The organism is Blastomonas sp. CCH9-A1 (assembly GCF_001557175.1).
In the GTDB taxonomy this organism is placed as follows: Bacteria; Pseudomonadota; Alphaproteobacteria; order Sphingomonadales; family Sphingomonadaceae; genus Blastomonas; species Blastomonas delafieldii_A.
On record NZ_LSHM01000012.1, the window covers coordinates 208,773 to 227,888 of the forward strand.

Below are 19,116 nucleotides of genomic sequence, written 5' to 3' on the forward strand. Positions count from 1 at the left end.
GCGCAGATTACAATCTTTTAATCGCCCGCTGTTGCTGAGAATTCTTGGCGTGCTCTCGCTCGTGGCCATGCTGCTCTGGGCAGCCTGGGTCAGCCGCGAACTGTCCGAACCGCGCCAGCAGATCGTCACTGTCCGGCTTGCCGAGACCATCGCGGGTTTCGTCGATGCCGAAGCGCGCGGGGCACAGGATCCCGAAGCAAGCCAGGCGCGCGTGCTTGCCTTCCTCCAGGCGTCCGAGCGCGCCGTTGCAGAAATGGGGACCGGTGGCCGCGTGGTGCTGGTCGGCGAAGCGGTGCTCGCGGGCGATGCCCCCGATGCCACTGACGAACTGCGCGCACGGATCGCCCGCCAGCTTGAGCAGGGAGGCGGTCAGTGACGCACTTTGCCTCTCGTCTTGTCCGCACGATCAAACGGCCGCTCGTCCTGACCGGACTGGTGCTGCTACCCCTCGGATGGGGCGCGGTCGACGCCTTCGCGAAAGACCATGCCTTCCTCATCAATGCCAGCCCGAGCCTGCCCAACTGGGCGTTCTGGCTCGACAAGCACGCGCGGATCGAGCGCGGCAGCCTGATCTTCTTCGAGCCGCCGGCAAGCAGACTCGTCGAAGTGCATTTCGGGAAAGGCGCGCAGCTCTTCGGCAAGCGGGTGCTGGGCGTGCCGGGCGATGTCGTGAGCCACCGTGGCCACGAGGTCTTCATCAACGGTCGCAAGATCGCCGCGCGGCTCGATGAGACCCGTCTCGGCATTGCGCTTCACAAGGGCCCCGAAGGACCGATCCCCGACGGCTGCTTCTACACCGGGACCAGCCATCCCCGCGGCCTCGACAGCCGCTACGCCGAGATCGGCTTCGTCTGCCGCGGCCAGATCCTCGGCAGCGGGAGGGCGATCCTGTGAGCAAGCTCATCCTCCCTGCAGCGCTACTTGCAGTCCTGCTCTGCCCTGCCCAGGTGCTGGCGCGCGACTATGTGAAGTCCTTCAGGTTGGTCTGCCCAAGCTTGCTTTTCCAGATCACGACGTTCTGGGCGGATGTGTTCACGCCCTCGATGATCGAAGATGTCGAGATTATGCTGTCGAACCCTTTCTCATGCTCGAACAGAAGAACCTGAAGCTGGCTGAGACGGCGACCGCCGGCCTCGACCTCGAACTTGCCGCGCTTTCCTTTGCGCACGACGAGGTTTTGCAGCAGGCCGCGCGCGGCGATGTCTGCCCGCAACTGGAGGTCGGCCAGCACGTCACTCGACTTGCGAACGTTGCGCGGGCTCGGGACGAGCTTCTTCAAAGGAATCGACTGGATCATGGGTGTTCTCCTGATGGAATGAAGGCGCAGGTGAGGATCACGAGGCCCACAAGCCCAAAGGGCTCCCTCCACTCTCATTTTGGGATTGGGGTCTGCCCGAGGGATCAGGCGGCAAGCGCGGGGAGAACCGACGAGGCATTCGACACCGGGACGAACAGGCGCGTGCGGTAGCGGATGATCTCGGTGAAGCAGCCTTTGCCCTTGTACCAGTCGAGCCGATCGGGCGAGAACCCGGTCAGTTCGAGGCGCTGTTCGCCGCCGACCAGCGATCGCTTGACGGTCAAGGCATCGTGGCTTGCGAGACCGTCTCGTCTTGCCGGATCGATCTCGTTGAGGAGCAGCGAAGCGTTCTGGAGGCAACCCCAGAGAGCAAGGGCACCATTGCCTGCGGACGGTTCGAGGAGCGTGTCTTCCGCGCAGACAGCTGCGGCCTTCGCCATCAGACAGGCCAGCATTGGCGGGGTCGAGAACTGCTGGAGCTCGACCTGTGCTTCGCTGCGAACGTGCCGTGGCGGCAAGGCTGCTTCGAGCCAGTCGAACCGCGCTTCGGCTTCGTGTACATTCGTCGCCAGATCGATCCGTGAGGACTCTCGAAGCCAGAGTAGTGCGCCGATCTCGACCGCGCTGTTGTAGTCGTCGATCGTCCAGGCACCTCCCCAGTCCAGAACACCGGTCTCTTCGGCGAACAGCCCGGAAATGTCGGTACGGGTAAGATGACGTCCCGAAGCAAGAAGCGCGGCAACTCGGGTGCCAATGGCATAGGCCAAGGGCATGGACGGCAACTGCTCGCCGGCGGGAAACAGGTCTGATTGGAACATGGCAATTCGTCCTCCTGATGAGGGCATCGGGACACGCCCTCTGCCGGATCAGGAATTCGAACAGCCCCCTCTCCTCTACCGCGCCGCTTTGCGGCGCAGCCATGCTGTCAGCTCATCGTTCCAGTCTGTGTCGCGTGACGATGGCTTGCGAACGTGGATCGTCCGCCCATCGCGGGCATAGGCGGCCAGGGCACGCGACGCGGCCAGCTCGCCGCCAGCATCGTGATCGACGAAGAGGTGAAGCTCGGTCACGCTCTCAGGCACGCTGACGAGACCGAAGCGCTCATTGCCCAGGGTTGCCCAGACGGGAATGCCGGTGAGAGCATAGGCCGACATCGCGCTCTCGACCCCCTCGGCAAGGCCAAGCTTGCCGGAAACTGGAGCGAAGAGACGAACGGCAGCTTCACCGAGCGCGCCGAGCGCGCGTTTCGGCTTTTCGAAAGCGGCCTTGCCTGAAGCCTCGGTAGACAGGAACGTGCGGTGGATGGCGATCGGGCCCTCGTCGAGGCTGACTGCCGCGATCATGGCGGGCAGAAAGCGGGCCCGTCCTTTCGGGCCAAGCGGCGTTCGTGGATGGAAGCGGAGCGCCGGAGATGCGGCGAGGATGCCGCGGCTTTCAAGATATGCCTTTACCGGACTGGCACGCAGTGGCTGTGCATCGCGCCAGATCCTCAGCGCTACCGCCGAGGGTTTGCGGGTGCTGGTCGATTCGGGTTCGTTGGTGGTCGCAGAACCTGAAAAAAGCGCCGGTGCCTCGAAACCTTCACGCGCCAATGCAGACAATACGCTCTGCTGATCGCATCCCGCAAAGCAATGGAAAAGGATGGCCTGTCGGCCGAGCGACACACCGAGTGACGGCGTGCGGTCATCATGCGCGGGGCAACAGGGCACGCTCGATTGCATCCGGGTTCCAAAGGCCCGATTCGTTCAGGAATGTCGATGCTGTCGCACGGAGTCCGTGCGCGGTGACTTCTTCTTTCGAGTATCCCATGCGACGGAATGCGGCATTGAGCGTGTTTTCACTCATGGGACGCTTGGAGCTGCGCGCAGATGGGAAAACATATCCTTCGCGGCCGAGCATCTCGGCCAGATCAGTGAGATAGCCTCTAACCTGTTTGGAAAGCGGGACGGCATGCGCTCGGCGCGCTTTCATTTTACCGGCAGGGATCTTCCAGACCCCATCGACGAGGTCGATCTCATGCCATTCGGCGTGCCGGAGTTCGCCGGGGCGTACGAACACATGCGGCGCGATCTGCAAAGCTAACTTCGTCACCATGTAGCCAGTGAAGTCGTCGATGGCGCGCAGCAGCCCGCCAAGCTCGGTGGGCTCGAGGATTGCAGCATAATGCGTGGCTCTCGGCGTTACGAGAGCACCCTTCAGCATACTGGTCGGATCGGATTTGCAGCGGGTCGTGGCGACACCGTAGCGAAACACGCGGCCTGCGAATGAACGGCATTTCTTCGCAGTCTCGTGCTTACCAGTGGCTTCCAGCCGTTTGAGAGGAGCCAGGACTTCGAACGGCTCGATCTCGCTTATGGGTCGGTTCCCGATGGCAGGCGCAAGCTTGTCGAGGAAATAATTGGCCTTGACGATCGTGCCATCGGCGCGGCCATTCTGGACCATCATCTGTTCAATATACTCACGTGCGACTGCCTCGAACGTCTGTGCAGAAAGGAACTCTGCGCGGATTTTCTGCTTCCGCTTCTCAAAGGCCGGGTCGCCCCCTGAAGCAACTGCTCGTCGTGCCTCGTAGGCCACGTCTCGAGCTTGCTTGAGGCTGATTTCGGGATAGCTGCCGATGCAGAGCTTCTTTTGCGCACCGCCGATCCGGTATCGGAATCGCCAAAGTTTGCCGCCGGTGGGCGTGACCTCAACATATAGGCCGCGCTCATCGGTTACCTTGTACGGCTTGTCCTTGGGCTTGAGAGCGCGGAGGCGAGTATCTGTCAGCGGCATGTGGGGGCCTTTTCATCTGGGCCTTTGCGAAACGGCCTCAAAAGGCCCACAAAAGTGTCTGGAACCCCCGAGAACAAGCGGGACGATCCGGAACGATCCAAGGGCCAAATCCCTAGGATTTCTGCGGGTTTTATAGATTATTTGGGAGAACGTGAGAAGAACAAATGGTGCCCAGAAGAGGACTCGAACCTCCACGCCCTTGCGAGCGCCAGCACCTGAAGCTGGTGCGTCTACCAATTCCGCCATCTGGGCACGGGGTAGGAGCGCGCCTCTAGCCGGAGTGGTTGCAGGCGTCAACCGCCTCTGGCCACATTCTTCAAAGAAAATTGCCCTCGCCTTCAAACCAACCCGCAAAAGCGCAACTGGGGCGTTGCGCGCTGCGTTCGGGTGTTGCAAAGGCGGGAGCGGAGACGCATCGGCCATCGGTCCTGCGCGCCTTATTGGCAGCGCGGCACCCGGCTGAAGAGAATCACGGGACGTAACACATGCGCGACACACTGATCACGATTTTCGGCGGCGGCGGCTTTCTGGGGCGGCATATCACCCAGCATCTGACCGCAGCGGGCGCGCGCGTGCGCATCGCGCAGCGCAACATCCGCATCGCGCAGGACGTCAAGCCGCTCGGCAATCTGGGCCAGACCCAGCTGATCGCCGCCGACATCCGCAAGCCCGAGACCGTCGCACGCGCGGTGCATGGCGCCGATGCGGTGATCAATCTGGTCGGCATCCTCAAGGGCGATTTCAACGCGTTCCACCATGAGGGCGCGGCCAATGTCGCGCGTGCGGCAGCGGCCGCAGGCGCGCAGGCGCTGGTGCATGTATCGGCCATTGGTGCCGATGCGGGATCGAAAAGCGCCTATGGCCGCAGCAAGGCCGAAGGCGAAGCCGCCGTGCGCGCCGCCTTCCCGCAGGCAACGATCCTGCGCCCCTCGATCGTGTTCGGCCGCGAGGACCAGTTCGTCAACCGTTTCGCCGGGTTGATCGCATCGCTGCCCATCGTGCCGATCATCGGCGGCAAGGCACGCTTCCAGCCGGTCTATGTCGATGACGTGGCCGAGGCGGTGAAGCAGAGCCTTTCCGACCCTGCGCGATTTGGTGGGCGCACCTTCGAGCTCGGCGGCCCCGAAACGATCAGCATGGCCGAGCTCAACAAGCGCATCGCCAAGGAAATCGGCGAGGATCCGAGCTTTGTCGACATGCCCGATTCGCTGTCGGGCCTGATAGCGGGCCTGACCGGCTGGCTGCCCGGCGCGCCGATCACGCGCGACCAATGGGCGATGCTGCAGAGCGACAATGTCGTGGCCGATGGCGCAGACGGGCTCGAGGCGTTCGGCATCACGCCGACCCCGATGGCGGCGGTGATCGGCGATTATCTGGTGCGCTTCCGCAAGCACGGCCGGTTCGGCGCGCGCGCCAAGCGCGTGGGCTGATCCGCAGCGGCAGCCCGGTTCACACCGGCTGCCCCTCCTGCCAGCTGAGCAGCGACGCGATCAGCTGCTTTTCCGCGATCGCGCGTCCCGTGTCGCGATCGAGCCCCAGCGCGCCTGCCAGTTGCGCACCCATCAGCGCGTCGCCCAGCGCCATCGTGCACAGCGACAGTGTATCCTCGTGCAGCGTGCGGCCCTCGGGCGCATGTTCGGCGAGCTCGTCGACCAGCTGATGGATCGCCTCGACGATCGGATCGAGCGCATCCTCGTTGCCCGACAGCAGCATCCAGCAGGCGAGCGCCCCTGCCCCCTCGCGGTCAAACGCATCGAACGCCATGTCGACAATATCGCGCGGCGTGCCCTCACCGTTGCGCAGGCGGATCACCGCCGCGCCGATCATCTGGCAGATCGATTGCGCGAGATATTCCGCCAGTGCCTTTTGCAGGCCCGAGGCCGATCCGAAATGGTGGAGCAGATTGGCATGCGTCCGCCCGATCCGGCCGCTCACCGCCTTCAGCGTCACCGCCTGGGGTCCGGTTTCGATCAGCAGCTCGCGCGCGGCGGCCAGGGCCGCGGTGCGGCTCTGTTCGGGGCTCAGCCGTCTTTTCGCTATTGACATCTATGTAAGTAACCTTATTGTCATCAGTGTAAACAACACCCCTGCATTATGGACCCCGCCATGAACGCTCCGCAATCCTTTTCGAACGCCGATTCCATTGATCGCAAGCACACGCCTGCCGATCTGGAACTGATCATCCGCGACAGCAAGATGCGCCGCTGGTGGATGGGCGGCGATCCGATCGGCACCGCCTTCTACAACGCGCTGTCGGTCACCTTCCCCAAGGGCGAAGCCTTTTTTATCGAAAGCGTGAAGGAATTCCGCGAAGGCACCTCCGAGCGGCTGGCGAGCGAAATCCGGGCCTTTGTGAAGCAGGAGATCAATCACACGCGCGAGCATGTTGCGTTCAATCGTCGCGTGGTGGATGCAGGTTACGACGTCAAGCGGCTCGAGGAAGATGTCGACAAGGCGCTGGCGCTGACCAAGGGCCGTCCGAAGATCGCCAACCTGGCATCGACCATGGCACTCGAACATTTCACTGCGATCCTGGCGCAGCAGCTGCTCGCCAATCCGAAGCATCTCGAGACCGCCGACGCCGATTCGCGTGATCTGTGGCGCTGGCACGCGATGGAAGAGATCGAGCACAAGGGCGTCGCGTTCGACACCTGGATGCACGCGACGAAGGACTGGAGCCGCTGGCAGCGCTGGAAGGTCAAGTCGCTGGTGATGCTGGTCGTCACCAAGAACTTCCTGCACCATCGCGCGGTCGGCATGCTCGAACTGCTGCGCCAGGATGGCCTGACCGGCCCCAAGGTCTGGGCGCAACTCTTCTGGTACGCGTTTGGCAACCCCGGCATGGCGCGCAAGATCATCCTGCCCTGGATGACCTATTTCCTGCCCGGCTTCCACCCGTGGAAGCATGACGACCGCCACCTGATCCAGCTCGCCGAGAGCGACTATCAGGATGCGGTGATGGCGAAAGCAGAGCCCGCGCTGGTTCCGGCGGAGTAAGGGCACCGCTCTCCTCTGCAAGGCGCCCCCCCCCCCGCGCAGGCGGGGGTCCCGCTTCTTGGGCAATGGTCTGCAGTAGAGCGGGATTCCCGCTTTCGCGCGAAGGACGGGAACACACGGGGGAAGCGCCCCTAGACCACCGGCTTCCTCGCTCTGAGCGCCTGTGCCAGCGTCCCTTCGTCGAGATAATCCAGCTCGCCGCCCATCGGCAGGCCCTGGGCGAGCTGGGTGAGGCGCACGGGATAGCCCTCGAGCCGTTCGGCCAGATAATGCGCCGTGGTCTGCCCCTCGAGCGTCGCGTTCATTGCCAGCACCACCTCGTCGATACCGCCTTCGGCAACGCGCGCGATCAGCGAGGCGACGCCCAGATCCTCCGGCCCGATGCCGTCGAGCGCGGACAACCGTCCCCCCAGCACGTGATAGCGCCCGACGAACAGCCGCGACCGGTCGAGCGCCCAGAGGTCCGACACCTCTTCGACCACACACAGGCTGCGCGGATCGCGGCGCGGATCGGTGCAGATGCCGCACGGGTTCTGCGTATCGACATTGCCGCAGATGTCGCAGGTCGAGAGGTTCGCGCGGACGCGTTCCATCGCCTCGACCAGCGGCGTGAACGCGCTCTCGCGCTTCTTGAGCAGGTACAGGACGGCCCGGCGCGCCGAGCGCGGCCCCAGCCCCGGCAAACGGGCCAGCGCGGCGGCCAGGTCCTCAATCTCTTGCGATGCCATGGCCTGAGCTTTACGGAGCCGCATCGCCCCAAGCAAAAGAAAAGTCCGTCATGCGCCTCGCCTTCATGGGAACCCCCGATTTTGCCGTGCCGACCCTGCGCGCGCTGGTGGAGGCCGGGCACGAGATTGCAGTGGTCTACAGCCAGCCGCCGCGCCCGGCGCATCGCGGCAAGAAGCTGACCCCCTCGCCCATACACCAGCTGGCCGAGGAATTGGGGCTGGAGGTGCGCACACCAGTCTCGCTCAAGGGCGACGACGAAAAGGCCGCGTTCGCTGCGCTCGACCTCGATGCCTGTATCGTCGCCGCCTATGGCCTGATCCTGCCGCGCGCGGTGCTCGATGCGCCGCGTCATGGCTGCCTCAACGTGCACGGATCGTTGCTGCCGCGCTGGCGCGGGGCCGCGCCGGTGCAGCGTGCAATCCTCGCCGGAGATGAGTTCACGGGCGTCACGATCATGCAGATGGAGGCCGGGCTCGATACCGGGCCGATGCTGCTCAAGGGCGAGACCCCGGTTGCGGGCAAAACGGCGGGCGAGCTGACGACCGAGATCGCCGAACTGGGCGCGCGGCTGATGGTGCAGGTGCTGGGCGACCTTGCCAGCTATCCGCCGGTGGTGCAGCCGGACGAGGGCGTGACCTATGCCGCCAAGATCGACAAGGCCGAGGCGCGGCTGGATGTCTCGCAAGGCGCCGAACAGGTCGAACGCCAGGTGCGCGCCTTCAACCCGATGCCCGGCGCGTTTTTCGAGCTGGGTGGCGAGCGCTTCCGGGTGCATGCCGCAGAGATCGTCGCCGGCAGTGGCGCGCCATCCGGGACCATTCTCGACGACCATCTCACCATCGCCTGCGCCGTTGGCGCGATCCGGCCCACTATCATCCAGCGCGCGGGCCGGCCCGCCATGCCGCTCGAAGACTTTCTCCGTGGCTTTGCCATCGCACCCGGAACGTCCATCGCATGACGCGCTTTGCCCTGACGCTGGAGTTTGACGGCGGCCCGTTCATGGGGCTGCAACGCCAGGCGCATGGCCCCAGCGTGCAGCAGCATGTCGAGGACGCAGTCCAGGCGATCACCGGCGAAGAGGCGATCATGCACGCCGCCGGACGCACCGACGCTGGGGTCCATGCTCTCGCGATGCGCGCGCATGTCGATATTGCCAAGCGCATCGAGCCGTTTCGGCTGATGGAGGCGCTGAACGCGAAACTCAGGCCTGAGCCCATCGCAGTGCTCGCCTGCGAGATCGTGCCAGATGACTGGCACGCGCGGTTCAGCTGCACCGGTCGGTCCTATATCTACCGCATTACCAACCGCCGCGCGCCGCTGACGCTGGAACGCGGCAAGGCGTGGCAGGTGTCCGCGCCGCTCGACGTGCCCGCGATGCATGCCGCCGCGCAGCATCTGGTCGGGCATCACGATTTCACCACCTTCCGCTCGGTGCACTGCCAGGCGGCGAGCCCGGTCAAGACGCTCGATCGGCTCGACGTTGTCCGCGATGGCGACGAGATCGACATTCACGCCGCCGCGCGCTCGTTCCTGCACCATCAGGTGCGCTCGATGGTCGGCTGTCTGGTGCTGGTCGGGCGCGGAAAATGGTCGGGCGAGGATCTGAAGGCTGCGCTCGACGCGCGCGACCGCGCGGCTCTGGGCTTCAACGCGCCGCCCGATGGGCTCTATTTCGCAGGCGCGACCTACGCTTAAGCTGCACGCGGCAGGCGCAGGCGCACCAGCAGTCCGCCCAAGTCCTCGCTCTCGTCGAGCTCGACCTTGCCACCGTAAATCTCCGCGACATCGCGGACGATCGCGAGCCCCAGGCCCGTGCCCGGCTTGCCGGTATCGAGCCGCGCGCCGCGATCGAAGATGCGCTCGCGCTCCTTTTCCGGGATGCCGGTGCCATCGTCCTCGATCCAGATATCGACCAGCTTCGGGTCCGCCGCACCCTTGGGATCGATGGTGACGAACACGCTGCCGCCGCCATATTTGCCGGCATTTTCGACGAGATTGCCGAGCATTTCTTCCAGATCCTGCCGCTCGATCGCGACCTCGGCGATCTTGCTGCCATCGAGGTCGCAGCGGACATGCGGATAAAGACGGACGACAGCGCGTTCCACCGCCTGCGCGCTTTCCCACACGTTCGCGCGGGCCAGCGCCTGGCCGCGCCGTCCGACAGCGCGCGCACGGGCGAGATGATGGTCCACTTGCCGCCGCATGACCGCCGCCTCGCGGATCACGGTATCGGCAAGGTCATCGGCGCGTGCGGTGGCGCTGTTCATCACCACGGTGAGCGGCGTCTTGAGCGCATGCGCCAGATTGCCCGCATGCCGCCGCGCCTCTTCGGCCTGTTTCTCGTTATGCTCGAGCAACGCGTTCAGCTCCTCGACCATCGGCATCACCTCGATCGGCATGGGATCGCGCACCCGGTCCATGCGGCCCGTGCGCATCGCCTGAATCGCCTCCTTGACCTTGCGCAGCGGCCACAGGCCATAGAGCGTCTGAAGCCCTGCCATCATGATCAGACCTAAGGCGAGCAACGCGAAACTATAGCCCAGCGTCTCGCGCAACTGGCGCAACTGCAGGTCCATCTCGGCGCGCGACTGCGCCACCATGAAGCGCCAGCGCACCTTGGAGCCGGGCAGATAGATCGACTGCTCGATGATGCGCAGTTCGTGATCGGGGAACTGGTCGCTGTCGTAGATATGCGGCTGCGCATCGCTGTGCGCGGTCTCAATCTTCAGCGCGCGGTCCCACAGCGATCGCGAGGTGAAATCGGCATGGCCCTGGCCGCTGATCTGCCAGTAGAGCCCGCTATTGGGCTCCAGAAAGCGTTGGTCGCCGAGCGGGCGGTTGAAGAATACCTCGCCATCGGGGCCGATCTCCGCCGAGGAGATCATCGCGGTCAGCACATATTCGAGCTGGTCGTCGAAGCTGGTGGTGATGGTGTTGGTGAGGATGCGGTCGAGCGCGAGGCCACCGCTCAGCAGCAGCACGAAAATCCATGCCGCCGCAATGCCGATCATGCGGCGGCTGAGCGAACCCGTATTGGGCAGCGGCGCGGGCGCGGCGACCTGGTCTGCCGCGCCCGGCTGCAGGGCTTCAGCTGCTGACACGCTCGGCAGGGTCTTCAAGGCTGTAACCCAGGCCCCGGATCGTCGTGATCACATCAGGGCCCAGCTTCTTGCGGATGCGCGTAACAAACACCTCGATCGTGTTGGAATCGCGATCGAAATCCTGATCGTAGATATGCTCGATCAGCTCGGTACGGCTGATGACCTTGCCCTTGTGGTGGAGCAGATACGACAGCAGCTTGTATTCCTGCGCGGTGAGCTTCACCGGCTCGCCGTTCAATGACACCTTGCCCGAGCGCGTGTCGAGCCGGACATCGCCCGCGATCAGCTCGCTCGAGGCATTGCCTGAGGCGCGGCGGATCAGCGCGCGCAGCCGGGCGATCAGCTCTTCGGTCTGGAAGGGTTTGGCGAGATAGTCGTCCGCGCCGGCATCGAGCCCAGCGACCTTGTCCGACCAGCTGTCGCGCGCGGTCAACACCAGCACCGGGAAGGTCCGCCCTTCCTTGCGCCACATGCCCAGCACGGTCAGGCCGTCGATCTCGGGCAGGCCGAGGTCCAGGATCACCGCGTCATAATCCTCGGTTGAGCCCATGAAATGCCCGTCCTCGCCATCGGTGGACAGATCGACGGCATAGCCGGTCGCCTCGAGCGTGGACTTGAGCTGTTTGCCAAGGGTCGGTTCATCCTCGACGATCAGAATGCGCATGGGCAACTCCTGGAATACGGGTGCAATGCCGGGCGGCGGACGCTGCCCTTATGGAAAGCCCCCCATATCGGGGAAATGAACAGGGGTTACAAGGCGAGAAGAAACCGGGGGCCGATCAACCCGCCTGACGCAGGATCGCTCCGGTGCGGGCATCGACATCGACAAAGATCACCCTGCCATTGTCGAGGAACTTCAGCCGGTAGACCTGTGTATCGGCGTCATATTCCGGACCCAGATACTGCATCCCGCGCATTCGGGGGAGGATGCGGCCCTCGATCTCGCGCAGCGACTTGACCTGTCCGGCCATGAACTGCTCGCGCGCCTCGCTCTGCTCGCCCCGGCGCTTGCCGTCTAGCGCATCGGCCTGGGGCGCGCTGGAGGCCAGAGCGACCGAAGCCAGCGCCAGTGCAGAAAGAGTGGAAGAGAGCAGGTTCATGATGCGTATCTAGCCCGGTTTCATTGAATAACCGCTGAATACCCCGCTAACGCCTTGTGCAGCCTTTGGCCAGTGGTTCGAGCGCCTTTCCCGCCCCCCTCCCCGTCATTCCCGCGAGAGCGGGAATCCCGCTTCTGCGCCGGAGTCAGCGACGAAGCGGGACCCCCGCGTGCGCGGGGGTGACGAGATTGGATTGGCTAGATGCTACCGCTCAGCGCGTCATCTGATAGGTGACGTTGACCGTGACGCTGGTGCCGACCTGCCCCCCTTCGACAGGCGCCGCGGCTTCTGCCATCACCACGCCACGCGGTGCCATCTTCATATCCGCACCGCCAAAGGGCGAGGCGTTGTACGTCGCTTCCGACACCGCAAGCACCTGCACGCCGGTAAAGCCGACGCGCTTGGCATAATCCAGCGCCTGCATCTGCGCGCGCTTCATCGCCTTGTCGCGCGCCTCGGCCTGCGCGGCGCTGTCATCGTCAATGCTGAAGAAGGGGCCGGAAATATTGTTCGCACCCTGCGACACGACCGAATCGAGGATCGCACCCAGACGGTCGACCTGGCGCACCTTCACCGTCACCGTGTTGGTCACCTGGTAACCGATGAAGCGCGGCGCACGGCCATCGGTGCCATATTCATAGTCCATGTTCAGGTTGATGCCCGAGGTCTGGATGTCCTCGCGCTTGATGCCCAATGCCACGATCTGCTTGATCACCTTGTCCATGTCCGCCGAGTTCTGGCGCAGCGCCGCAGACGCGGTCGGCGCCTTGCTGGTCACACCGGTGCTGAAGGTCGCGGTATCGGGCGCGCCGAGCACGGTTTCGGTGACGCTGAGCTCGACGACCGGCGCACCGGCGCTGGGGGTGATCTCGACAGCGGCGACAGCGGGCGTCGCGGCGGCGGCAAGGATCGCTAGGGGAAGCGCGCGGACGAGCGGGGTGGTCATGGGGTAATTCTCCAGATGTGTTCAACGTGTTCCGGCGAACGCCGGAACCCAGAGGCGGTTGCAGTCTAGGGTTGCCCCTGGACTCCGGCTTGCGCCGGAGAACGGCCTGGCTATGAAACAAAACGCTTTGCCGCAGGCTGAACGATCGGATCAGCCCCCCGACAGGAATGTAAACCTTTAACCCTGCGCGCGGGCATGGTCGACATAGGCCTTGCGCAGCGCCATCGTCTCGATGCCCGGACGCCCATCGCCGACGCTGAGCCCGTCGATCTCGACCACCGGCGTCACGAACAGCGAGGCCGAGGTGACGAAGGCCTCGGCCGCGCCCTGCGCCTCGGCGATCGTGAACGGCCGTTCTTCCACCGTGATGCCGCTTTCCCGTGCGATGTCGATGAGGCTGAGCCGTGTCACGCCCGGCAGGATGTGATGCCCCAGATCACGCGTCACCAGATGCCCGTTCGGGGTGATGATGCAGGCGTTCTGCGAGGTCCCTTCGGTGACGACATCCCCCTCGACCAGCCAGACATCGTCGACGCCCGCCGCCTTGGCCTCCATCTTCATCATGCTGGCATAGAGCAACTGCACCGTCTTGATGTCGCGCCGCCCCCAGCGCCGATCGGGCCGGGTGATGATGCGCATGCCCCGCTCGGCCATCGGATTGGCGACCAGCGACCGGCTCTGCGTGAAGGCGAACACGGTCGCCGGCGTGTCCGCCTTCGGAAACAGGAAATCGCGATCCGCCGCGCCGCGGCTGACCTGCAGGTAGATCGTCCCCTCGGTCAGCGCGTTGCGCTCGATCAGGGTCGCGATGATGCCGGGCCAGTCTGCCGCGCTGCAATCATAGTCGATCGTCATCTCGGCGAGCGAGCGCTCGAGCCGCATCATATGTGCGGCATAATCGATGACCCGCCCGTCGAGCACCGAGAAGACCTCGTACACCGCATCGGCGAACAGCAGCCCGCGATCGAAGATCGAGACATGTGCCGCATCTTCCGCGACGAACTGGCCGTTGATGTAAACCGTACGCATGCGCGACCCTTTCTCGGCGATTTTCCCTGCGTCTTGCGCCCGCGCTGCGCCTGCGGTCAAGCCGGATATGCTGCTGAGGGCGGGGATTGCGCCCTGCCCCGCCCCCGCCTAAGTGGCGGGCATGTCCACTCCCCCCGTCCTTTCGTACGAAGACCTTGGCCTGGTCCAGGGCACCGGCTGGTTGTTCCGCGATATCAACCTCCATATCGGCCCGCGCGACCGGCTGGCGCTGATCGGGCGCAACGGGGCGGGCAAGACGACGATGCTGCGGCTGATCGCGGGCGAGATCGAGGCCGACCGCGGACGTCGCACCGTGCAGCCGGGCGTCCGCGTGGTGATGCTGGCGCAGGACCCGGATTTCAAGGGCTTTGCGACGCTGAGCGACTGGGCACTGGCGGGCGATGACGCCCCGCCCGCGCACGAGGTCGCCGCGATCGCCGACCAGATCGGCATCGACCTTTCGCGCGATGCGGCCACCGCCAGCGGGGGCGAACGCCGCCGCGCCGCGATCTGCCGCGCGCTGGCCAGCGAACCCGATGTGCTGCTGCTCGACGAGCCCACCAACCATCTCGACCTCGCCGCGATCGACTGGCTCGAAAGCTGGCTCGGTCGCTTCAACGGCGCGTTCGTCGTCATCAGCCATGACCGCACGTTCCTCGAGCGGCTGACCCGCCAGACGCTTTGGCTCGACCGCGGCAATCTGCGCCGTCAGGAAATCGGCTTTGGCGGCTATGAGGCCTGGATGGAGCAGGTCTATGCCGAAGAGGCGCGCGCCGCCGACAAGCTCGATGCCAAGCTGAAGATCGAGGCGCACTGGCTGGAGCGCGGCGTCACCGCACGGCGCAAGCGCAACCAGGGGCGCCTCGCCAAGCTGTGGGAGATGCGCGCGCAACGCGCCTCTATGCTCGGTCCGCAAGGCACAGCCAAGCTGGAGGCGGTGAGCGACAACAGCAAGACCAAGTCGGTGATCGTCGCCGACCGCGTGTTCAAGAGCTTCGGCGAGGGCGAAGCGAAGCGCACGATCATCAAGGACTTCTCGCTGCGCGTGCAGCGCGGCGACCGGATCGGCATCGTGGGCTCCAACGGCGCGGGCAAGACGACGCTGATCCGCCTGCTCACCGGCGAGCTCGAGCCCGATAGCGGCACGATCACCCTCGCCAAGACGCTCGACGGCGTCATCATCGACCAGCAACGCAAGCTGATGCAGCCCGAAAAGCGCGTGCGCGACGTGCTGGCCGAGGGCGGCGACTGGATCGATGTGCGCGGGGTGCGAAAGCACATCCAGGGCTATCTCAAGGAATTCCTGTTCGATCCCGGCCTGGTCGAAGCGCGGATCGGGACGCTTTCGGGCGGAGAGCGCTCGCGCCTGCTGCTGGCGCGCGAATTTGCCCGCGCCTCGAACCTGCTGGTGCTCGACGAGCCGACCAACGATCTCGATCTGGAAACGCTCGACCTGCTGCAGGAGGTAATTTCGGATTATGACGGCACCGTGCTGATCGTCAGCCATGACCGCGACTTTCTCGATCGCACGGTGACGGTGACGCTGGGGCTCGACGGATCGGGCACGGTCGATGTCGTCGCGGGCGGCTATGCCGACTGGGAGAAGCAGCGCAAGCAGCGCATGGCGAACTGGGTCAAGTCGGGCGCGTCGAAAGCCGCAGCCACTGCGGCTGCCGCTGCGGCGCCTCCGCCGCCGCCCAGGCCCCAGCGCGCCAAGCTCAGCTACAAGGACCAGCGCGATTACGACACGTTGCCCGAGCGGATCGAGGCGATCGAAGCGGCGATCGCGCGCGACGAGGCGGCTTTGTCGGACCCCGATCTCTACACCCGCGATCCGGCGAAATTCGCCGCGCTGACCAAGGCGATCGAGAAGGCGCGCGACGAGAAGGACGCGGCGGAAATGCGCTGGCTGGAACTCGCGGAAATGGTCGAGGCGATGGGCTGACCGCCTGGCGTTCAGCGCCGCAGCAATTCCCAGTGCTCGCCTTCATAGGCGATCGAGGCTTCGACCAGCCGGTCCCAGAAATCGCCGATCAGGCCGACGGGAACGCCGAGCTCGAACGCTGCAGCCTTGGCCTGGGCGATCACCTGCGCCTTGCGCGCCTCGTCGCGGACCATCGAGCGGTCGGGCTTGATCCGGGCGGCGGCGCGCATATAGCCGAAACGCCGCGCGAACAGTTCGATGAGCTCGCGATCGAGCGCATCGACGCCCGCGCGCACCTCGGCCATGGTCGCGCAGTCTTCCGGTGCTTTGACAGTGTCTGACATGGCCTCCGGATAGCCGCGCCCGCAGCGCCTGTCGAGCGCGCGGCGCGACTTGACTCTCGCAGCCACCTTCGCCATAGGCCGCGCTTCGCAATTGGCCCTGCACCCCGGTGAAGCAGCGGCCGCATGGCGCATTATCGGCACCATGGCGCGATTCCGGGACTGGAAGCCGCAGCATTCAGGCTGTGGTTCGTCTGACACTCAGACAGCAAATTGGAGAATGACGCGTGTCCAAACGCAACAGTGCAAAGTACAAGCTCGATCGCCGCATGGGCGAGAACATCTGGGGTCGCCCCAAGTCGCCCGTCAACAAGCGCGAATACGGCCCCGGCCAGCACGGCCAGCGCCGCAAGGGCAAGATGTCCGACTTCGGCCTGCAGCTCCGCGCCAAGCAGAAGCTCAAGGGCTATTACGGCGAAATCACCGAGAAGCAGTTCAAGAAGAACTATACCGAAGCCAGCCGCATGAAGGGCGACACCAGCCAGAACCTGATCGGTCTGCTGGAACAGCGCCTCGACATGGTCGTCTATCGCGCCAAGTTCGCGCCGACCATCTTCGCTGCGCGCCAGATCGTCAGCCACGGCCACATCCGCGTCAACGGCGTGAAGTGCAACATCGCCTCGCGCAAGGTGAAGCCGGGTGACGTCGTGTCGCTGGGCAAGAAGGCGCAGGAAATGGCGCTGGTCATCGAAGCCCAGGGCCTGGCCGAGCGCGACATCCCCGATTATGTCGCTCCCGACGGCACCGACAAGGTCACCTTCACGCGCATTCCGACGCTGGACGAAGTGCCCTATCCGGTGAAGATGGAACCCAATCTGGTCGTCGAATTCTATTCGCGCTGATCGGTTTCATCACCGAAACAGATACGAAAAAGGCGGGCCGCAAAGCCCGCCTTTTTTGTTGCATCATTGGCCCGCAAACGCCTTTTCCATGAACGCGGCGCTGGTGCGCAAAAGTTCGGCGCGGATCTCGCCATCTTCCAGATAATGGTCGCGGTTCTTGTAGATGTGCAGCTCTGAACTGCGCCCGGCATCCTTCAGCTTGGCGTCCATGAGCTTGGCATGCCCCACGTCGACATTGCGGTCGATATCGCCATGGAACATCAGCACCGGCGCCTTGAACGCGGCGGCATTCTGCGCGGGTGAGCCTTCCTTGATATGCTTTCCCTCGCCAAGAAAATCGCGGACATAGGCATAGTCGCCCCAGCCATAGCTGTCGCTGCGCAGCAGGGCGAGGTCGGTCACCGGCGCGACCGCGACGACCGCCTTGAACAGGTCCGGCTCCAGCACATTGGATTGCAGCGCCGCGTAGCCGCCATAGGACCAGCCAAAAATGGCCATGCGTTTTGCGTCCGCGCCCTGCCTGGCCAGCCAGTGGGCGCCATCGTTGACATCACCGATCGCAAGTTGCCAGTCCTGGAATGCATTGCGCTTGAGCCAGCTCTGGCCATAGCCAGCCGATCCCCGGAAGTTGGGCTGCAGCACCGCATAGCCGCGCTGCGCAAAGAACTGGGGCAGCCAGTCGAATCCCCAACTGTCGCGCGCCTCCGGCCCGCCATGCGGCATCACCACCACAGGCAGCCCTGACGCACTGGTCTTGCCTGGTGGAAGCGTCAGATAGGCCGGTATCTGGGTTCCGTCGCGGGCCGGATAGGTTATCGACTGCATCTTGCCGAGCGCTACCTGTTCCAGGCCCGGCCGCATCGCGAGGAGATTGGCCAGCGTCTTGGCATCCCGGTCGAACAGGAAGAAGCGACCAGCATTGGTATCGCTGCCCGCCCAGATCAGCATCTTGCGCTCATCCTCGCTCGATTCGACCACCTCGACGATCGGCAGATGCGGGATCGCCTTGGCGAGTTGATCGACCATCTTCTGCACATCGGCATCGATATAGTGAATTTCGCCGGCGTCGGTCGTGTAACGCACGCCGATCACGCGCCCGCGCCGACCGATCCGAGCAAAACCGCTGACGTCGACCTCAGGGTGCGCGAACACCAGTGTTTCGGCATTGCTGCCATCGAGCGAGCGCCGAAAGGCTGCCAGCCGCCCGTCCACGCGGTTCAGGCCGTAGACGACATTCAGCTTGGGGTCGACGGCATAGGGGTCGAATCCCTGTCGGCTCTTGTCCACGGTGCTCAATGGCAGCCAGTCCTTGCTGTCGGGCTTGCGATAATAATAGCGGCGCAGGCCCAGCTCGGCATTCTCGCGCGAGGACATCGTGCCCTTGATCCGCACTCTTCCATAACCGTCGGAGATGAACTCCATGGCTTCGAGATCGGGCTGCTCGACAATCTTGCTACGCAGGGTGCGCGTATCGACCAGATCGACTCCGGTGCCGGATTTCTTCTGCGCGATCAGCGTGCCGGAGCCGGACGAACTGACCGCCTCCTGCGGAATATATTCGCGCACCATCAGAATGTTGCCATCTTCGGATGGGTTCCAGTCGATGACATTGCCGCCGCTCAGCGCCACGCCGAGGCGCATGCCCGTACCGCCCTTGCGGACATTGATGACCTTGACCTCACCTCCGGCCGCATCGACCGCGATCAGGCGCGAGGCATAAAGCGGCCTGCCCTCCAGCATTACCGATGCGATGAGCATGCAGACGAGCCGATCGTTGCCCGACCAATGGCAGGATTCGATACGCTCCGGCTCACCATCGACCCGGAAGACCCCCCGCGGCGTCTGCGGGGTTGGCACCAGGTCGGCCACCATGACAGCGACACCCTGTCCACGGGTCGGCGAAAGATAGACCAGTTTGGTGCCGTCGGGCGAAAGGCTTGCGTTGGTCACCATTTCGCGGGCGCCGAATTGTTCCGCCATGTCGATCGATGGGGCGGCATCCCCAGTTTGCGCTGACAAGATAGCTGACGTCGAT

At 64.5% G+C, this 19,116-nt stretch carries 20 protein-coding genes, 1 tRNA gene and 1 pseudogene; 8 read left to right on the forward strand and 14 right to left on the reverse strand.

Translation table 11 applies throughout. The features are described from left to right. Window positions 1-31 precede the first annotated feature (31 nt). Window positions 32-376: a TrbI F-type domain-containing protein gene (locus AX725_RS04300; RefSeq protein WP_231733267.1), complete on the forward strand. Its 345-nt coding sequence runs from the start codon at window positions 32-34 to the stop codon at window positions 374-376. Next, the gene (locus AX725_RS04305) at window positions 373-894 is read left to right on the forward strand and encodes a S26 family signal peptidase (protein ID WP_066114320.1); all 522 of its coding nucleotides are present in this window, start codon (window positions 373-375) and stop codon (window positions 892-894) included. Before AX725_RS04300 ends, AX725_RS04305 begins: the two co-directional genes overlap by 4 nt. 121 nt (window positions 895-1,015) lie before the next feature. Here AX725_RS04305 and AX725_RS04310 read toward each other — a convergent pair. The 5 genes and pseudogenes from AX725_RS04310 to AX725_RS04330 all read right to left on the reverse strand — a co-directional run. Next, a pseudogene (locus tag AX725_RS04310) lies at window positions 1,016-1,297 on the reverse strand (ParB/Srx family N-terminal domain-containing protein); the annotation flags it as partial. A 104-nt stretch (window positions 1,298-1,401) separates the two neighbouring features. Then, complete coding sequence (locus tag AX725_RS04315) at window positions 1,402-2,115, reverse strand: hypothetical protein (RefSeq protein WP_066114326.1); 714 nt, start codon at window positions 2,113-2,115, stop codon at window positions 1,402-1,404. 75 nt (window positions 2,116-2,190) lie between these two features. Further along, window positions 2,191-3,018 carry a DUF7146 domain-containing protein gene (locus tag AX725_RS20370; RefSeq protein ID WP_231733268.1) on the reverse strand — a complete coding sequence of 276 codons (828 nt, stop codon included), beginning with the start codon at window positions 3,016-3,018 and terminating at the stop codon, window positions 2,191-2,193. Next, window positions 2,984-4,072 (reverse strand): tyrosine-type recombinase/integrase, encoded by a 1,089-nt coding sequence (locus AX725_RS04325; RefSeq protein WP_230962518.1) that lies wholly within the window; start codon window positions 4,070-4,072, stop codon window positions 2,984-2,986. Before AX725_RS04325 ends, AX725_RS20370 begins: the two co-directional genes overlap by 35 nt. Before the next feature lie 165 nt (window positions 4,073-4,237). Then, a tRNA-Leu gene (locus AX725_RS04330) sits at window positions 4,238-4,324 on the reverse strand. Between the two features lie 233 nt (window positions 4,325-4,557). Between AX725_RS04330 and AX725_RS04335 the strand changes: the two genes are divergently transcribed. Beyond that, on the forward strand, window positions 4,558-5,502 hold the full coding sequence (locus tag AX725_RS04335) for a complex I NDUFA9 subunit family protein (protein ID WP_060977600.1): 945 nt from the start codon (window positions 4,558-4,560) through the stop codon (window positions 5,500-5,502). 19 nt (window positions 5,503-5,521) lie between these two features. Here the strand turns inward: AX725_RS04335 and AX725_RS04340 are convergent, their stop codons facing one another. Further along, window positions 5,522-6,118, reverse strand: a complete 597-nt coding sequence (locus AX725_RS04340) for a TetR/AcrR family transcriptional regulator (protein WP_060977601.1) — start codon at window positions 6,116-6,118, stop codon at window positions 5,522-5,524. 60 nt (window positions 6,119-6,178) lie between these two features. On the opposite strand from AX725_RS04340, the gene AX725_RS04345 reads away from it, so the two are divergent. Further along, entirely contained in the window at window positions 6,179-7,069 is an 891-nt protein-coding gene (locus tag AX725_RS04345) for a metal-dependent hydrolase (RefSeq protein ID WP_066114361.1), read from the forward strand. Window positions 7,070-7,200: 131 nt separating this feature from the next. Here AX725_RS04345 and recR read toward each other — a convergent pair whose 3' ends face one another. After that, complete coding sequence (gene recR / locus AX725_RS04350) at window positions 7,201-7,797, reverse strand: recombination mediator RecR (protein WP_023836520.1); 597 nt, start codon at window positions 7,795-7,797, stop codon at window positions 7,201-7,203. A gap of 50 nt (window positions 7,798-7,847) precedes the next feature. On the opposite strand from recR, the gene fmt reads away from it, so the two are divergent. Together fmt and truA are read left to right on the forward strand one after the other, a co-directional pair. Continuing rightward, window positions 7,848-8,756, forward strand: a complete 909-nt coding sequence (fmt, locus tag AX725_RS04355) for a methionyl-tRNA formyltransferase (protein ID WP_060977603.1) — start codon at window positions 7,848-7,850, stop codon at window positions 8,754-8,756. Further along, complete coding sequence (truA, locus tag AX725_RS04360; RefSeq protein WP_060977604.1) at window positions 8,753-9,493, forward strand: tRNA pseudouridine(38-40) synthase TruA; 741 nt, start codon at window positions 8,753-8,755, stop codon at window positions 9,491-9,493. Before fmt ends, truA begins: the two co-directional genes overlap by 4 nt. Here truA and AX725_RS04365 read toward each other — a convergent pair. The 5 genes from AX725_RS04365 to AX725_RS04385 form a co-directional block, all read right to left on the reverse strand. Next, complete coding sequence (locus tag AX725_RS04365; protein ID WP_060977610.1) at window positions 9,490-10,809, reverse strand: sensor histidine kinase; 1,320 nt, start codon at window positions 10,807-10,809, stop codon at window positions 9,490-9,492. The two genes, truA and AX725_RS04365, sit on opposite strands and share 4 nt — an antisense overlap. 76 nt (window positions 10,810-10,885) lie before the next feature. Beyond that, the gene (locus AX725_RS04370; RefSeq protein WP_060977605.1) at window positions 10,886-11,563 is read right to left on the reverse strand and encodes a response regulator transcription factor; all 678 of its coding nucleotides are present in this window, start codon (window positions 11,561-11,563) and stop codon (window positions 10,886-10,888) included. 115 nt (window positions 11,564-11,678) lie between these two features. Next, complete coding sequence (locus AX725_RS04375) at window positions 11,679-11,999, reverse strand: PepSY domain-containing protein (protein WP_060977606.1); 321 nt, start codon at window positions 11,997-11,999, stop codon at window positions 11,679-11,681. Between the two features lie 211 nt (window positions 12,000-12,210). Continuing rightward, window positions 12,211-12,945: an SIMPL domain-containing protein gene (locus AX725_RS04380; protein ID WP_060977607.1), complete on the reverse strand. Its 735-nt coding sequence runs from the start codon at window positions 12,943-12,945 to the stop codon at window positions 12,211-12,213. Window positions 12,946-13,122: 177 nt separating this feature from the next. Continuing rightward, window positions 13,123-13,974, reverse strand: coding sequence for a D-amino-acid transaminase (locus AX725_RS04385; protein ID WP_060977611.1), 852 nt, complete (start codon window positions 13,972-13,974; stop codon window positions 13,123-13,125). Between the two features lie 121 nt (window positions 13,975-14,095). Here AX725_RS04385 and AX725_RS04390 point away from each other — a divergent pair, with 121 nt between their 5' ends. After that, on the forward strand, window positions 14,096-15,919 hold the full coding sequence (locus AX725_RS04390) for an ABC-F family ATP-binding cassette domain-containing protein (RefSeq protein WP_066043528.1): 1,824 nt from the start codon (window positions 14,096-14,098) through the stop codon (window positions 15,917-15,919). 11 nt (window positions 15,920-15,930) lie between these two features. Here the strand turns inward: AX725_RS04390 and AX725_RS04395 are convergent, their stop codons facing one another. After that, window positions 15,931-16,242 carry a chorismate mutase gene (locus AX725_RS04395; RefSeq protein WP_060977469.1) on the reverse strand — a complete coding sequence of 104 codons (312 nt, stop codon included), beginning with the start codon at window positions 16,240-16,242 and terminating at the stop codon, window positions 15,931-15,933. Between the two features lie 224 nt (window positions 16,243-16,466). Here AX725_RS04395 and rpsD point away from each other — a divergent pair, with 224 nt between their 5' ends. Continuing rightward, complete coding sequence (gene rpsD / locus AX725_RS04400) at window positions 16,467-17,081, forward strand: 30S ribosomal protein S4 (protein WP_023836510.1); 615 nt, start codon at window positions 16,467-16,469, stop codon at window positions 17,079-17,081. Between the two features lie 63 nt (window positions 17,082-17,144). Here rpsD and AX725_RS04405 read toward each other — a convergent pair whose 3' ends face one another. Further along, entirely contained in the window at window positions 17,145-19,034 is a 1,890-nt protein-coding gene (locus AX725_RS04405; RefSeq protein WP_208597829.1) for an alpha/beta hydrolase family protein, read from the reverse strand. Window positions 19,035-19,116: the final 82 nt, after the last annotated feature.